Origin of the sequence: Paenarthrobacter sp. NPDC058040, assembly GCF_042885775.1 — a bacterium.
Lineage (GTDB): Bacteria > Actinomycetota > Actinomycetes > Actinomycetales > Micrococcaceae > Arthrobacter.
Map to the genome: position 1 here is coordinate 492736 of NZ_JBHVRN010000001.1, position 15629 is coordinate 508364.

Genomic DNA, 15629 nt, shown 5'->3' on the forward strand with positions numbered 1-15629 from the left:
TCACTTCTTCAGTGCCAGCCACTCCTGCAGCTGCTTCAGCGGCCACGTGGTGACGATGCGTTCCGTGGGGACGCCTGCCGCCTCCGCGCGCTCCGCGCCGTACTGGAGGAAATCCAACTGGCCCGGTGCATGGGCGTCACTGTCGATGCTGAACAGGCAGCCGGCGTCGAGGGCCATCTTGATGAGCCGTTCCGGCGGGTCCTGCCGTTCCGGACGTGAGTTGATTTCGACGGCGACGCCCCACTCGGCGCATTCCTTGAACACCTTCGCTGCGTCGAATTCGGACTCCGGCCGGGTGCCCCGGGAGCCTTGGACCAACCTGCCGGTGCAGTGTCCCAGCACATTGGTATGGGGATCCGAAATGCCGCCCAGCATCCGCGTTGTCATGGTCTGGTGATCGGACCGGAGCTTGGAATGAACGCTGGCAACCACCACGTCCAGCTGGTCCAGCATCTCGGGAGTCTGGTCCAGGGTGCCATCTTCGAGGATGTCCACCTCGATGCCCTTGAGGAGCCGGAAACCATCCTGTCCTGCGTTGATGCCGTCCACGATTGCCAGTTGTTCTTCGAGCCGCTCCGCGCTGAGCCCGTTGGCGATGGTCAGGTTGGGGGAATGGTCGGTGAGCGCTTGGTACTCCCGGCCAAGGGTTCGGGCAGCCGCCACCATCGTTTCTATGGGTGATCCGCCGTCGGACCAGTTGCTGTGGCTGTGCAGGTCGCCGCGGAGGGCAGCTGCGAGGTGGTGGCCGTTGGCCGCCAGCGGTTGTGTGCCCCGCTCCCTGAGGTCCTCCAGGTAATCGGGAACGCGGCCTTCCAGGGCCTGGGTGATGACTTCGGCGCTGCGGTTTCCTACGCCCTTGAGGCTGGTGATCCGGCCAGCCGTGACCAGCCGTGGCAGTTCGTCGGGCGGCAGGTTCCGAACGACGTCGGCCGCTTTGCGGAAGGCCTGGACCTTGAAAGTGGGTGCCAGGCTGCGTTCCAGCCAGAAGGAGATTTCATCGAGCGCCTCAACGGGGTCCATCGATCCATCATCCACGAACGGGGCGCACCATCAACAGGGCAAGGCCGATGATGCGCCCCTTCGGACCTGCCCACCCTAGTGGTGGTGGCCTGGAGTGAGCGCCGGATTCACGCCCTCCGACGGAGCCTGGCCGTGTTCTCCGTGAGGGACGGCGTGCTGGCCGGCCATTGAGGCAGCCAGTCCCGGCGTCGCCACTGAGGCAACAACGACGGCGGCTCCGAACGCGGCTGCCAGAAGCCGCCCGGTCCTTGGCTGGCCGTGGGTGCCGCCGCCGTTGGTTTGGTGTTGCCGCCGCAGCCAGCCTGCTCCAGCCAGGGCCATGAGGGTTACCCCCAGGGCAGCCAAGTGGCTGATGTCCAGTGAACGGGAGGGGGCCGTGAGGCCCACAGCCAGAACGGCGACGTGGATGGCTGCAGCTGCAGCCAGGGCCGGAAGAACCAGCCGTGGAAAGACCAGGGTGTTGCGATGCAACCCCCACAACGACCACGCCAGGAAGGCCAGCCCGGCAACCAGGGCAAGGAGGCCCCCGATCAGCGGGCCGGTCCCGGATGAAACGAGATAGCCGGCAGACAGGGCAAGGTCCACCATTCCGGCGGCCATCGCCGCGAAGTAGACGAACAGCAGCGTTGCCGCTTTGAGCGTCGAGTGGTCCTGTCCAGCCATGCTGCTTGCCGTGCCTTCCTGATGGTGTGTTTGCTGGGGCTGCATCGCGTGGATCAGGCTCGGGCTGTAGCGGCAGCCACCTTGTCCTGGGAAAGGGCAACGCCCAGCAGGACCACGGCGCTGGCCAGGTGCAGCACGTTGTCAGCACCGTTCAGGGCGATGATGTTCAGCGAGCTGCCAACCAGGAAGAGGCCGAGGATGCCCACCAGCAGGTAGACGCCGCCTACGGTGGTGTTCACGGTCTTGGACAGCGTGACGCTGTTCAGTCCGGCGTAGAGCAGGGCAGCGCCGATGGCCAGGTGGATCACGTTGTGCAGGGGGTTCACGGCGAAGATGATCAAGGTTGCACCCTCGGTGGCGAAGAACCCGGTTCCCGCGGTGACAAAGAAACCGAGCACGCCTACCAGGAGGTATACGGCTCCGAAGATGGTGGCGATCAAGCGATTGGGCGAAGTACGCATGGTCCGAACCTTTCGGTGGTGGCCGGTGTTTCCGGCCTGTTCGCGAAGCTCCGGGTGGAGCTTTCACGAGTGGTTCGGACCATGCGCCCAGGTGGATGGGTGTTGTTGGTGAATTTTTTGTTTGCTCAGGGGCGAAGCCGGATGCTGCTCATCTTGAGGTCGTTGGTCCCCTCGAAGACGTACCGGAGCTCGATGCTCTTGCCATCGCATTGCAAGGTGCCCGAGATGTCCGCTTTGTTGTTGCCATTCGTATTGTTCACGTTGACTGAGTTGTAGTTGGGCTTGCAGGAGCTGTCCAGTTCCAGGCTCGCAATTCCGTCCACGAACGATTGCTTGTCCAACTGGTCCTTGAGCTCTTGCTGGAGGTAGTCGTCATAAGCCCGCTCCGTATCTCCGGCGATGACCAGGTTGGTGAATTCATCCGCAAGGGAGCGTGCCTTGGAGGTTGCGTTTCCCACGACGTTGACCAGCACCAGGACGCCCACGACGGCCAGGACGATCACGCCCGCCACGATGCCAAGGACAATCCACAGGACTTTCCGCTTCTTTGCCGGCGGTACGGGCTGCTGGCCGTATTGGCCAGGTGGGTACTGCCCCGGCGGGTATTGGCCTTGGGAATAGGGGTTTTGGGTGCCGCCCGGGTTGGCGTATTGAGGCCCGCCGTAGGATGGGCTGCCGGGTTGGGAGCCGGCGTACGACGGCGGTTGTTGCCACTGCGGCGGCGTTCCGGGCTGTTCGGGGTAGCCGGGTTGTTGTGGAGGATACTGCCCGGGTTGGGTGGGGTTGCGAGGGATGTCGTCGCGGCCGTTCGGTTCTTGCGGGTTGCTCACTGCGTGCCCCTTTCAGCCGGGAACCTCTGGCCGGCCCCCGATGCGTCCAACTGAATCAAACAGCATCCTTGCGTTCCCGGGCAAGGGGTCCAGCCGGCGGGTTGTCAGGCCTCCGAACGCCGGCCGAGAAGCGGCTGCACGCGGTAGGGGATCATTTCGCGCATTGCCAGGGCGGTGTCCGTGCGTTCCACCCCGTCGCAGGCCAGGATCTTGCCGTTGATCCGGTAAAGGTCCTCGGCATCCAGGGCCACAACCCGCAGCAGAAGGTCCGCCGAGCCGGTGAGCCCATGGCCTTCGAGTATCTCCGGGATGTCCGCCAACTCCCGGGCCAAACTGGCGAGCTTTTGTTGCTGGACATGGACGCTGATGAAGGCGGTCAACGGATATCCCAGGGCCACCGGATTGATGCGCCGCTCGAACGACAGGAAAGCATGCTTCTTCTCGAGCTGAGCCATGCGGGCTTGGACGGTGTTGCGGGACAGGCCAAGCTTCTGGGCCAAGGCCACCACGGTGCCTCGCGGATCTTTCGCCATCGCTGAAAGGAGCCGGGTGTCAGTGCCATCCAAAGGTTGCATAATGCGCAAGATTAGCACGGGTGGAAGCCTCCAAATAGGGCATAATGCTCATTTCTGGCGTGGGTAGTTGTACCCGATGCCCGTTGTGAGTAGGGTCACAAATAACCCGGGCGAAGGCGCCAGGGGGCCGGTCTGCGGCTGGATCACAAGTCCGGCTAGGGCCGACGAACACGAGCCGGAAGGTCGCGATCACCTGTGTTGACGGATAAGGCGGGAAAGGGAGTGGACCATGTCGCTCCGGACCCGGAACAAAGTGCACATCATCCATTGCGGACTGGCGGCAATCTGCTGCAGTTGATATCTCCCGACGGTGAGCGGATCAGCCACCCCGAGTTTGACCTGTGGGTCAAGGACATCGGTGACGAACAACTCTGCGCCCTTTATGAGGACATGGCAGTTATTCGCCGCATAGACACCGAGGCGACCGCCCTGCAACGCCAAGGAGAGCTGGCCCTTTGGCCGCCGCTCCTGGGCCAGGAGGCATCGCAGATCGGTTCCAGCCGTTCCCTCCGCGATGACGATTTTGTGTTCCCCAGCTACCGCGAGAGCGGCGTGGCGTATGTCCGCGGGGCACACCTGTCCGAGATCGCCAAGGTGTGGCGCGGCAATGCATTGTACAGCTGGGACCCGCAGCGCATCAACATGGCAACTCCCCAGATCATCATCGGTTCGCAAAGCCTGCACGCTACCGGCTATGCCATGGGGGTCCAATTGGACGGAGCCAGCACGGCAGTCCTTGCCTATTTCGGAGATGGCGCAACCAGCGAGGGCGACGTCAACGAGGCCATGGTCTTCGCCGCGAGCTTCCAGGCGCCCGTCGTGTTCTTCTGCCAAAACAACCACTGGGCCATCTCGGAACCCGTACGGGTCCAGTCCCACATCCAGCTCGCTGACAGGCCCACGGGCTTCGGCATTCCAAGCATGCGGGTGGACGGCAATGACGTCCTGGCGGTCATGGCAGCAACACGCGTAGCACTGGACCGGGCACGCAAGGGCGGCGGGCCCACGTTTATCGAGGCTGTGACCTACAGGATGGGTCCGCACACGACGGCCGATGATCCCACCCGATACAGGGACGCCAACGAACTCGAGGACTGGGCGGCCAAGGATCCGATCCTCCGCCTGCGCAGGTTGCTCGAGGCCAAGGGGCTGTTCACGGAGGCTTTCGAAGCCCAGGTGAAAGCCAAGGCCGACGCCGTCGGCGCCGAACTGCGCACCAGTTGCACCACCATGCCGGACCCGGAACCCCTGGACGTGTTCAACCACGTGTACAGCACGCCGAACCCGTGGATCGAGCGGCAAAAGGACCACTACTCGCGTTACCTGAACAACTTCAACGGGACCGTCGAGGAAGGTGCCTTCTGATGTCCAAGCTCACTTTCGCCCGGGCCATCAACGCCGGCCTCCGCAAATCACTGGAAAACGACCCCAAAGTGGTCCTCATCGGTGAGGATATCGGCTCCCTTGGCGGAGTCTTCCGCGTGACGGATGGCCTGCAGAAGGACTTCGGCAAGCACCGCGTCATCGATTCTCCGCTGGCCGAGTCCGGCATCATCGGAACCGCCGTTGGCTTGGCGTACCGCGGTTACCGCCCGGTCTGCGAGATCCAGTTCGACGGTTTCATCTACCCGGCCTTCGACCAGATCGTCAGCCAGGTGGCCAAAATGCATTACCGGACCCAAGGCCGGGTCAAGATGCCCATCACCATCCGTGTTCCGTTCGGGGGCGGGATTGGGTCGCCCGAACATCACTCGGAATCGCCCGAGGCCTATTTCACCCACACCTCCGGGCTACGGGTGGTGGCCGTGTCCAATCCGCAGGACGCCTACACCATGATCCAGCAGGCCATCGCCTCCGATGATCCCGTGCTGTACTTCGAGCCCAAGCGCCGGTACCACGACAAGGGGGACGTGGACGAGGGTCTGGACCTTTCTGCTGCCTTGCCCCTTGACAAGGGAGCAGTGGTGAATCCCGGCTCGGACGTCACGCTGGTTGCCTATGGTCCTCTCGTGAAGACGGCTAAGGACGCTGCGCAGGCTGCTGCCGATGAGGGCACATCCGTGGAAGTTATCGACCTCCGTTCCCTGGCTCCCGTGGACTATCCCGTGGTTGAGGCCTCCGTTCGCAAGACCGGCCGCCTGGTCATCACGCACGAGGCCGGGCAATCGGGTGGACTGGGCGCCGAAATTGCCGCGAGCATCACGGAGCGCTGCTTCAACTACCTCGAAGCGGCCCCGGTCCGGATCACGGGCTTCGATGTTCCGTACCCTTACTCGAAGGTCGAGATGCACCACCTGCCTGATCTGGACAGGATCCTCGACGGCGTTGACCGAGCCTTGGGACGCCCCAACTCCCTGAGCGGACTGGAAGGATGAGCGCCACCATGATCAAGGAATTCAGGCTGCCGGACCTTGGCGAAGGACTGACCGAGTCGGAAATCCTCAGCTGGAAGGTGGCCGTGGGGGACACCGTGGCGCTGAACCAGGTCATCGCTGAGGTGGAAACAGCCAAGGCCGTGGTCGAGTTGCCGTCGCCGTTCGCCGGCGTCGTGGCAGCGTTGCATGAACAGCCGGGCACCGTGGTGGAGGTCGGCAAACCGATCGTTTCGTTCGAGGTGGACGACGCCGGTTCCGCCAACGGCGGCAAAGCCGCCGACGGCGGGGCAGAGTCGGCGGCCACAACTTCGGAGGCGCCCGCGAAACGCGAGCCGAACCTGGTGGGCTACGGAGCCGTCGTCGAACATGCCGGACGGCCCACCCGGCGTGCCCGCGGCCGTGCTGTGGCGCCCGCGCTGCAGGACCACGCGGCAACCGAAACGCAGGCACCTGCCGCGCCGACCGGGATCGAGCAGGCACTTCCCGCCGTCGAGCAGGCGCCGGGGGAGCGGCCGCGTTCCACTCCGCCCGTGCGGAAGTTGGCCCGTGACCTCGGGATCGACCTGGAAGAAGTGACCGGAAGTGGGCCGCGTGGCCTCATCACGCGTGAGGACATCCAGAACTTCGGCGGGAAGCCGTCCCAGGAGGCAGCTTCCTCAGCGCCCGCTCCGAGCGGCGAACGTGAAACGCGTACCCCGATCAAGGGAGTCCGCAAATTCACCGCGGCGGCCATGGTGCAGAGTGCCTTCACAGCGCCGCACGTCACGGAGTTCCTGACTGTCGACGTCACCGCCACCATGGAACTGCTGGCGCGGCTGAAGGGCAGCAAGTCGTTCGAGGGCGTGAAGCTGACTCCGCTTACGGTCGCGGCCAAAGCGGTGCTGATTGCGCTCCGAAACAACCCGACGCTGAACTCGCACTGGGATGAGGGCCGCCAGGAAATCGTGCAGTTCAATTACGTCAACCTCGGCATCGCCGCGGCTACGCCCCGTGGCCTGACGGTTCCGAACATCAAGGACGCGCACCAGCTTTCGCTTCGCGACCTCGCCATCCAACTCTCGGAGCTTACGGACACGGCCCGCGCCGGGAAGACCACTCCCGCAGACCTTTCCGGAGGGACCATTTCGATCACCAACATCGGCGTGTTCGGGATCGACGCGGGCACGCCCATTGTGAATCCGGGGGAGGCCGCAATCGTGGCCTTGGGTGCCGTCAGGAAAGCGCCGTGGGTGGTCGGCGACGAACTGGCCGTCCGTCAGGTGATGTCCCTGAGCTTGTCCTTCGACCACCGCTTGGTGGACGGCGAACAGGGGTCCCGGTTCCTTGCCGACCTTGGGTCCATACTCTCCGATCCCGCCGTGGTCATGACCATGGTCTAGGTCTGTGGCGCGTTCTGCTGTTTCGCCGGGCTCAGTCTTCCGTCGGAGTGGTGCGGTTCGAGTGGACATCGCGCCAACTGTGTTCGGGATCGAATCCGAGCACGCGGCGGGCCTTGTCGATGGACAGCATGGTTTCGTGCTCGCCCAGATCTTTAACGACTTCGACGCCGGGGAACACCTCGGCGGCGAGGCCGGCACTGTTTCGGCCCATCACGGTGTCAGCGGCGGCGATGATGAACGCTTCGAAACCGGGGTCCGCCGACTCCAGGGCACGGGCCACGGCCTGTGCGCCATCCCGGGCGTCAATGTAGCCCCAGAGGTTCCACTTGCGGAGGCTCGCGTCGGAGTCGAATGACGGGAAGGCATCGTAGTCTTCAGGGTCCATGACGTTGGAGAACCTTAACGCTGTGATGCTGAGCTCGGGATCCCACCGGGTGAACTGGACGGCCATCTGTTCTTCAAGGTGCTTCACCAGGGAGTAGGTGCTTTCCGGGCGCGCCGCGTACTCCTCATCCACCGGGATGTAGGGCGGCGGGGTGTCGAACGGCAAGCCGAGCACGGTCTCGCTGGAGGCGTAGACAACTTTCTTGATGCCTGCCCGCCTGGCCGCTTGAAAGACGTTGTACGTGGACACCATGTTGTTCTCGAACGTTGCGGCGTCGGGCACCAACCCGGGGGCCGGAATGGCTGCCAGGTGAACTACCGCATCGAGTCCGCTGTGCCGATCGTCCAGGCCGAGGATCACGTCCACTACCTGTCCGTAGTTCCGGAGGTCCACCTGGACGTACCCCGGACCCCGTTGACCCGCTTTGTCCATGTTGAGCACCTGGTGGCCGTCTTGCGTCAGTCGGCGAACCACGCTCCTGCCCAGTTTTCCGGTTCCGCCAGTGACGGCAATTTTCATGATGGTTTTCTCCTTGGTGGTCGCTGTTCTTTTCAGCCTAGGGGTCGCCGCGCACGAAAACAGCCCGCCAGCGTGGCCCTGTGAGTCCTAGGAAAACCAAGCCCCTACAAGCGTGCCAGTTCGCTTGCTTCCGTCCGCGGCGGATCAGGTAATGGGCGCTTCTGGCGCTTTCGTTCGTGCCCGGACAGTGGTGGCGCGGTTGAGTGGTAGCTGTGGCCGGTGGGTGTGGTCAGTCTGAGCGTGTGGCGTTTGCCCGGTTGAGGTTTGACGCTCCATCCCGGATCTTCTTTGGTGTGGTTGCACGCTTCGCAGAGCCCTGCCCCGTTCTCAAGGCTCGTAGTCCCACCGGCGTGCCAGGCCAGAACGTGATCGAAGTGCCGGATGGGCGCGTCGCAGTAGGGGGTGCGGCAGGTGTCATCACGGGTCTCGATAAACCGCCGCATCCCCCTGGGAAACAGCCTCGCCCGCGAATCCATGGCCAACAGTTCACCGGTGTCGGGTGCTGTGTAGAGACGTCGGAGCCAGACATCGAAATCCGAGGCGTCGCGGGTCGATTCGCCGGCAGGCTCGTTTTCTCCCACGGGGTGTTGCAAGGTCCCCTGCCCGGCTGATCCGTTCCTGGCCAGCTCCCTCGCCCAGCCTGCAGGGACGATCCCGTAGCCCTTCAACCGGGCCGGCTCGGAATCACCTTGCAACAGCGCACGGTCGGTCATCACGAGTTCTACCTGCACCCCGGCGATCCCGCCCGGCGTGCCAGTAACCCGCTCCACCAGGGTATCCGCCATGGCCTGCCCCTTGGACCGTGTGTCACCTTGGGAGCGGGCCGTGCCCGCTGCCCGGGTCAGGGCAGCATAAACAGCCACACCCTGCGCAACCGGCAACAACGCCGTCAGGTAAGTCATGGTGTCAGGTGCCGGGCGGAGGCTCACATGCCGTTCGGTGGCTGCGTGGGCTGCCCGCTGGGTTACGGACCGGGGATCACGGCGGTAAGCGGCGGCTTTCGCGGCGGCGATGATAGCTTTGTCTCCTGCGCCGTCGAAGGTTCCCGTGTCCGGGGCGAGCTCCTCATCCACCGCGCACCGGTCCTCCGCCGGCAGGCAGGCCGTTTCCTTCACCAACAGCGTCGCCCGCCACTCATTGAGCTGACCGGTTTCGAGAGCTCTGAGGGTCCGCGGCATCTCAGTAACCAACGCCTTCGCCAACCCCAATAACCGCGAACCTTTATTCGGGGACTCCCGCCGCGCCAACGCTACCTGCGCCGCGACACCCTTCCCCTGCTCCGACACGGGAACCCCCGCCGCGGCCTGCTCACGACGCTGCGCCAGATCAAACGCCACAGCCACCCTCGCCTGCGCCGCCGCCACCGCAGACTTCAAATCCTCCAAACCCCGCAACTGATCAACCAACCCAGCACTCTCACGGACGGGCTGCAAAGAACCCACAGCAGCCATCAAATCCCCAAACGAGGATGCCCAAGTGCGGAGAGAGTCGGCAGCGCGGCCAGAAGGAGAGTCGCCATTGCCGTCACTCTGCCCCGCCGAAGTCTCGTCCATGTCTTCAAGTCTTCCAGCGGCATCGGTGCGGCATCAGGCCTCATTCGCCCTATGTGGAAAACTGCCGCAGGGGAGTCACCGCATTGACGGCGCGTGCTCTCGGTAGGGTGGCTGGGCCAATCGCGGTCCTGACTAGGCCATCAGCGCAGCGAAGGCCATCTGCTCCAGGATGGGCCGGGCGGATTTGGCTGCGATCCGGCGGCCGTGTTGGCGGACCGAGTGGGGCGTCGAGTTGATCAATCCGAAGGCTGCGTGGGCCCTGACCCGTAGCTCCGCGGTGTCGGTGGCTCCGTGGACCTGCCCCAGGACATCTACCCAGGTCTCCACATAGCTGCGCTGCAGCGAACGGACTTCCGCTTGGTCGGATTCGCCCAGGCTGGAAAAATCGCGGTCCTGGACTCGGATGACGTCCGGGTTTGTGAGCGCGAAGTCGACGTGGAATGCGATCAGCCCGCGAAGTGCGGAGGCGGGATCTTCGGCCTCCGCAATGACTTGCTGCCCGCCGCTCAGCAGGTCGCGGCTCACGCTGAGCAACAATTCGGCCAGCACGGCCTGCTTGCCGGGAAAATGCCGGTAAACCGCGGGCCCGCTGACCCCGGCGGCAGACCCGAGGTCCTCAAGCGAGACCCTGCTGAACCCGTTCTCGGCAAACAGGCTGGCAGCTGCGGAGAGCAACGCGACGCGACGTTCTTCCTTGGCCTGGCTTCGCTGCGTGGTGGCGGCACGGGTGCCGTCCACATCGGAGTGGCGCGTTCCAACCACGTTTTCCTCCTTGGCGACGGCCCCGTGGAGGGGCTGTGCTGGACATCACAGTTAATAAAGACTAACCTAAATTTCAGTTACGTGGCACTAACCGAAATGGCCTGGGCGAAACAAAGCAGGCCGGGAATGGATCAGTAGTCGATGGAGACAATCGCCAGCGTGGCACGGGCCGGCACCGCCTTTGAAGCCAACGAGGCAGCCCAGCGGGAGCTAGTGAGGGAACTGGCGGAACGGCTCGAAAAAACGGCCCTCGGCGGCCCGGAGAAGTCCAGGGAGCGGCACATCGCCCGGGGCAAACTCCTGCCACGCGAGCGCATCGATTACCTTCTGGACGAGGGCAGTCCCTTTCTGGAGATCGCGCCCCTGGCCGCCAACGGCATGTACAACGACGATTCCCCGGGCGCGGGAGTTATTGCGGGAATCGGTTTGGTGCATGGGCGGCATGTCCTGGTGATCTCCAACGACGCCACGGTCAAAGGCGGCACGTACTATCCCATGACCGTCAAAAAGCACCTCCGGGCGCAGGAAATTGCCTTGGAGAACAAACTTCCCTGCATCTACCTTGTGGATTCCGGGGGAGCCTTCCTCCCGAAGCAAGATGAGGTGTTCCCGGACAAGGAGCACTTCGGCCGGATCTTCTACAACCAGGCCAGGATGTCTGCGGCGAAAATTCCGCAGATTGCCTCAGTCATGGGTTCGTGCACGGCGGGCGGAGCCTATGTTCCCGCGATGAGCGACGAGACGGTCATCGTTCGCAACCAGGGCACCATCTTCCTTGGCGGCCCACCGCTCGTGAAGGCCGCCATTGGCGAGATCGTCACAGCCGAGGAACTCGGAGGCGGTGACGTCCACGCCAAGATCTCCGGGGTGGTGGACCACTTGGCGGAGAACGACCAGCATGCCCTGGAGATCGTGCGCGACATCGTGGCGACGCTGCCCAAACCGGCGCCACCGGCATGGGACGTTCTCGACGTCGTCCTCCCGCCCGTCGTCGATCCCGCAGGGATTTACGGCGTGGTTCCAACAGACGTCAACGCCCCCTACGACGTGCGCGAGGTCATCGCCCGGCTCGTGGACGGCTCTGAGTTCCACGAGTTCAAGAAGAACTACGGCACCACCCTGGTCACAGGGTTTGCCCACCTGCATGGCCATCCCGTTGGAATCGTGGCCAACAACGGGGTGCTCTTCAGCGAATCGTCGTTGAAGGGCGCACACTTCATCGAACTGTGCGATCAGCGCGGCATTCCGCTGATCTTCCTGCAGAACCTTTCCGGCTTCATGGTGGGCAAGGACTACGAGCAGGGCGGCATCGCCAAGAACGGGGCGAAGATGGTCACTGCCGTTGCCACAGCCCGGGTTCCCAAACTGACGGTGGTCATCGGCGGCAGTTTCGGGGCAGGCAACTACTCGATGTGCGGCCGGGCCTACTCGCCCAGGTTCCTCTGTATGTGGCCTGCCGCCCGGATTTCCGTGATGGGTGGCAACCAGGCCTCCAGCGTCCTGGCCACGGTCAAGCGGGAACAATACGAGGCCCGCGGAGAGGAATGGTCCGCTGAAGAGGAAGAGGCCTTCAAGGCCCCCATCAAACAGCAATACGAGGACCAGGGAAGTCCCTACTACTCCACGGCCCGGCTTTGGGACGACGGCATCATAGACCCGGCAGACACCCGCCGGATCCTCGGCATGGCCTTGGATGTCGTGTCCCGCCAGCAATTGCCCGAGACCGCTTTCGGCCTTTTCAGGATGTGACCATGACACTGCCGGCAACCACCGCTGCACCCATGAACAAAGCAAGCACCAGGCCTTTCACCACCGTCCTTGTCGCCAACCGCGGAGAGATCGCCTGCCGGGTCATCCGAACGCTGAAGGACATGGGCATCCGTTCGGTCGCTGTGTACTCCGAGGCCGACCGGCACGCGAAGCACGTGGCGCTCGCGGACACGGCTGTTGCCATCGGGGGGACGGCCCCTTCCGAGAGCTACCTCAAGATCGACGCCATCATCGACGCCTGCCGCAAGACCGGCGCGCAAGCGGTCCACCCCGGTTACGGCTTCCTGTCCGAGAACGTGGACTTCGCCAAGGCCCTGGCAACGGCCGGCATCACATTCATCGGCCCCGGAGTCGAAGCCCTCGAAGTCATGGGGGACAAGATCCGCTCCAAGAACCATGTGATGGGTTTTGGCGTTCCATGCACACCCGGCATCGCCAAGGCCGGTCTCACGGACCAGGACCTCATCGAGGCAGCCCCGGGCGTGGGGTTCCCGTTGCTGATCAAGCCCTCCGCCGGGGGTGGCGGCAAAGGCATGCACGTGGTGGAGCGGCCTGAGGATCTCCCCGCGATCCTGGGCACGGCCCGTCGGGTAGCGGCCTCCGCGTTTGGTGACGACACGCTGTTCCTGGAGCGGTTGGTGAGCATGCCCCGGCACATCGAAGTCCAGGTCCTTGCCGACAACCACGGAAACGTCATCCACCTTGGCGAGCGCGAATGTTCGCTCCAGCGCAGGCACCAGAAGGTGATCGAGGAAGCTCCTTCGGCACTTTTCGATTCGCTTCCGGATGGGGAGGCGCAAAGGGCAAGGATCGGAGAAGCGGCCTGCAACGCGGCTCGTTCCGTAAACTACAGCGGCGCCGGCACCGTGGAATTCCTGGTCTCCGATGAGCACCCGGATGAGTTCTTTTTCATGGAGATGAACACGCGACTCCAAGTGGAGCACCCCGTGACTGAGATGGTGACGGACCTCGACTTAGTGGAATGGCAGGTGCGGATCGCCGCCGGTGAGCCGCTCACGGTGGCGCAGTCCGACGTCGTGCTTAACGGCCACGCCGTGGAGGCGCGCGTGTACGCCGAGGTGCCGGAGCGGAACTTCATGCCGTCGTTGGGACGGGTGGAGTTGCTGGATGAACGGGGCACCGACGCAGAGGTCCGGATCGACTCGGCCATGCGGGCCGGACTTGAGGTAACCGGCGACTACGATCCCATGCTCGCCAAGGTCATCGCCTGGGGTTCGGATCGCTCCGCTGCCCTGGATACCCTCGATGCCGCACTGTCCAGGTACACGCTGCTTGGGCTCGACACCAACGTCGAGTATCTGCGGCTGCTGATCAACGATCCCGAGGTTCGCGCCGGGCACCTGGATACGGGGCTGATCGAGCGGAAGCTGCCGGGCATGGCCTTCAGGCACGTGGGCGCTGACGAGCTGACGGCCGCCGGGGTGGCCCTCTGGCTGGGGCGGCGCGGTTCGCGGCAGGCCGGACATGCCTGGGCCAGCCCCGACTCCTGGCGCCTTGGCGCGCCCGCCGCGTGGACCGCGACGTTCGGCTGTCCCGATGGTGCAATCGCGACTACCTCGGTCACCGGTCAGGAGGGGCAGCTGACGGTGATGGTCGACGGCGGCCCTGACGCTGGGCGCTCGGCCACGCCCGTCGTCGTGCTGGACCATCGCGAGGACCGGCTCGAGTTGGAAATCGACGGCGTCCCGCTCACGTTCGCCTTGAGCGTCGCCAACGGCGTCCTCTACCTCGGCACCGACGGCTGGTCCTGCCGCCTTGAGGTGCTGGACCGCGCCCAACGCCTCAAGCGGATCCTGGCCGGCATCCAGCGTGAGGACGGTACCGCCGATCCCGAAGTGCGCTCGCCGATGCCCGGAACCGTCGTTTCCGTGTCTGTGGCTGACGGGGACGCAGTCCAAGAGGGCCAGGTCCTCTTGGCGGTCGAGGCCATGAAGATGGAACACCAATTGGTGGCGTCTGTGGCCGGCACGGTCCGCCTGACCAGCAAGACCGGCGACCTGGTCAAAGCAGACCAGGTCCTCGCCACCATCCACGTTGCAGGACGCCCCGAAGAACCGGCGGTCCCAACAGAACAGGCAGCCACAGACACGGCCAACACAGACAAGGCCAACACAGACAAGGCCAACACAGACAAGGAAGTCCAGCCATGAGCGCCTTTGAATTGAATGAGGAATACCAGGACCTCAGCGACTCCGTCCGGGAGTTCGCCGACGAAGTAGTGGCTCCCGTATCCGCCAAGCACGACGAAGAGCACAGCTTTCCCTACGAAGTGGTGAAGCAGATGGGGGAGATGGGCCTGTTCGGGCTGCCTTTCCCCGAGGAGTACGGCGGCATGGGCGGGGACTACTTCGCCCTCGCCCTGGCCTTGGAACAGTTGGGCCGCGTGGACCAGTCGGTGGCCATCACCCTGGAGGCAGGGGTCTCCTTGGGAGCCATGCCCGTCTTCCGCTTCGGCACGGAGGAACAGAAGCAGCAGTGGTTGCCACAACTGGCTTCCGGCCAGGCGCTCGCCGGTTTCGGGCTGACCGAGCGGGAAGCAGGCTCCGACGCCGGCGGAACGAAGACCCACGCGCACGTGGAAGACGGACAATGGGTGATCAACGGCAACAAGGAGTTCATCACCAACTCGGGCACGGACATCACCAGGCTGGTAACGGTCACTGCGGTGACCGGCAAGGAGGAGCGCCCGGACGGGAGCGTCAAGAAGGAGATTTCCACCATCCTGTTGCCAACGGATACGCCCGGTTTCAAGGCGGAGAAGCCGTACAACAAGGTTGGCTGGAACGCCTCCGACACCCACCCACTGACCCTGGACAACGTCCGTGTCCCCGAAGCCAACCTCCTGGGCCAGCGCGGCCGCGGCTACGCCAATTTCCTGTCGATCCTCGACGAAGGCCGCATCGCCATCGCGGCCTTGGGCACGGGCGCGGCCCAGGGCTGCGTGGACCTGTCGGTGAAGTATGCCAAGGAGCGCAGCGCGTTCGGGCAGAACATCGCCAAATACCAGGCCATCCAGTTCAAGATCGCGCGCATGCAGGCCCGCGCCCACACGGCACGCCTGGCCTACTACGACGCAGCCGCCCGGATGCTGGCAGGCAAGCCGTTCAAGACCGAAGCGGCCATCGCTAAGATGGTCGCAGGCGAGGCGGCCATGGACAACGCGCGGGATGCCACCCAGGTATTTGGCGGCTATGGCTTCATCAACGAATTCACCGTGGCGCGCCATTACCGCGACTCCAAGATCCTTGAGGTCGGAGAGGGCACCACGGAAGTCCAGTTGATGCTCATCGCCCGCGAGCTGGGTCTGTAACCGCAG

General features: G+C 64.2%; 14 protein-coding genes. 6 read left to right on the forward strand and 8 right to left on the reverse strand.

Features of this window, described 5'->3' with window-relative positions; all coding sequences use genetic code 11:
- From ACFVSJ_RS02145 to ACFVSJ_RS02165, 5 genes are all read right to left on the reverse strand, one after another.
- Entirely contained in the window at nt 1-1020 is a 1020-nt protein-coding gene (locus ACFVSJ_RS02145) for a PHP domain-containing protein (protein ID WP_387433814.1), read from the reverse strand.
- A 75-nt stretch (nt 1021-1095) separates the two neighbouring features.
- Nucleotides 1096-1683, reverse strand: a complete 588-nt coding sequence (locus tag ACFVSJ_RS02150) for a hypothetical protein (RefSeq protein ID WP_387433817.1) — start codon at nt 1681-1683, stop codon at nt 1096-1098.
- Between the two features lie 53 nt (nt 1684-1736).
- The gene (locus ACFVSJ_RS02155; RefSeq protein WP_387433819.1) at nt 1737-2144 is read right to left on the reverse strand and encodes a DUF4383 domain-containing protein; all 408 of its coding nucleotides are present in this window, start codon (nt 2142-2144) and stop codon (nt 1737-1739) included.
- A gap of 125 nt (nt 2145-2269) precedes the next feature.
- Nucleotides 2270-2974: a hypothetical protein gene (locus ACFVSJ_RS02160; protein WP_387433822.1), complete on the reverse strand. Its 705-nt coding sequence runs from the start codon at nt 2972-2974 to the stop codon at nt 2270-2272.
- A gap of 104 nt (nt 2975-3078) precedes the next feature.
- Nucleotides 3079-3549 (reverse strand): Lrp/AsnC family transcriptional regulator, encoded by a 471-nt coding sequence (locus ACFVSJ_RS02165; RefSeq protein ID WP_387433824.1) that lies wholly within the window; start codon nt 3547-3549, stop codon nt 3079-3081.
- A 195-nt stretch (nt 3550-3744) separates the two neighbouring features.
- On the opposite strand from ACFVSJ_RS02165, the gene pdhA reads away from it, so the two are divergent.
- From pdhA to ACFVSJ_RS02180, 3 genes are read left to right on the forward strand one after another with little or no spacing between them, the layout of a single operon-like run.
- Nucleotides 3745-4914, forward strand: a complete 1170-nt coding sequence (gene pdhA / locus ACFVSJ_RS02170) for a pyruvate dehydrogenase (acetyl-transferring) E1 component subunit alpha (RefSeq protein ID WP_387433826.1) — start codon at nt 3745-3747, stop codon at nt 4912-4914.
- Complete coding sequence (locus ACFVSJ_RS02175; RefSeq protein WP_387433828.1) at nt 4914-5924, forward strand: alpha-ketoacid dehydrogenase subunit beta; 1011 nt, start codon at nt 4914-4916, stop codon at nt 5922-5924. The genes pdhA and ACFVSJ_RS02175 overlap by 1 nt, the downstream gene beginning before the upstream one ends.
- Nucleotides 5921-7303 carry a dihydrolipoamide acetyltransferase family protein gene (locus ACFVSJ_RS02180; protein ID WP_387433831.1) on the forward strand — a complete coding sequence of 461 codons (1383 nt, stop codon included), beginning with the start codon at nt 5921-5923 and terminating at the stop codon, nt 7301-7303. Before ACFVSJ_RS02175 ends, ACFVSJ_RS02180 begins: the two co-directional genes overlap by 4 nt.
- A 31-nt stretch (nt 7304-7334) precedes the next feature.
- On the opposite strand, the gene ACFVSJ_RS02185 is transcribed toward ACFVSJ_RS02180, so the two are convergent.
- The 3 genes from ACFVSJ_RS02185 to ACFVSJ_RS02195 form a co-directional block, all read right to left on the reverse strand.
- On the reverse strand, nt 7335-8207 hold the full coding sequence (locus tag ACFVSJ_RS02185) for an NAD-dependent epimerase/dehydratase family protein (RefSeq protein ID WP_387433833.1): 873 nt from the start codon (nt 8205-8207) through the stop codon (nt 7335-7337).
- Nucleotides 8208-8311: 104 nt separating this feature from the next.
- A complete protein-coding gene (locus ACFVSJ_RS02190) occupies nt 8312-9658 on the reverse strand; it encodes a DUF222 domain-containing protein (protein WP_387434166.1) in 1347 nt (448 codons plus the stop codon).
- A 234-nt stretch (nt 9659-9892) separates the two neighbouring features.
- Complete coding sequence (locus tag ACFVSJ_RS02195) at nt 9893-10522, reverse strand: TetR/AcrR family transcriptional regulator (RefSeq protein WP_387433836.1); 630 nt, start codon at nt 10520-10522, stop codon at nt 9893-9895.
- A gap of 141 nt (nt 10523-10663) precedes the next feature.
- Here ACFVSJ_RS02195 and ACFVSJ_RS02200 point away from each other — a divergent pair, with 141 nt between their 5' ends.
- From ACFVSJ_RS02200 to ACFVSJ_RS02210, 3 genes are read left to right on the forward strand one after another with little or no spacing between them, the layout of a single operon-like run.
- Nucleotides 10664-12271 carry a carboxyl transferase domain-containing protein gene (locus tag ACFVSJ_RS02200; protein WP_387433838.1) on the forward strand — a complete coding sequence of 536 codons (1608 nt, stop codon included), beginning with the start codon at nt 10664-10666 and terminating at the stop codon, nt 12269-12271.
- A 2-nt stretch (nt 12272-12273) separates the two neighbouring features.
- Nucleotides 12274-14463 carry a biotin carboxylase N-terminal domain-containing protein gene (locus ACFVSJ_RS02205; protein WP_387433841.1) on the forward strand — a complete coding sequence of 730 codons (2190 nt, stop codon included), beginning with the start codon at nt 12274-12276 and terminating at the stop codon, nt 14461-14463.
- The gene (locus ACFVSJ_RS02210) at nt 14460-15623 is read left to right on the forward strand and encodes an acyl-CoA dehydrogenase family protein (protein WP_387433844.1); all 1164 of its coding nucleotides are present in this window, start codon (nt 14460-14462) and stop codon (nt 15621-15623) included. The genes ACFVSJ_RS02205 and ACFVSJ_RS02210 overlap by 4 nt, the downstream gene beginning before the upstream one ends.
- Nucleotides 15624-15629 lie beyond the last annotated feature (6 nt).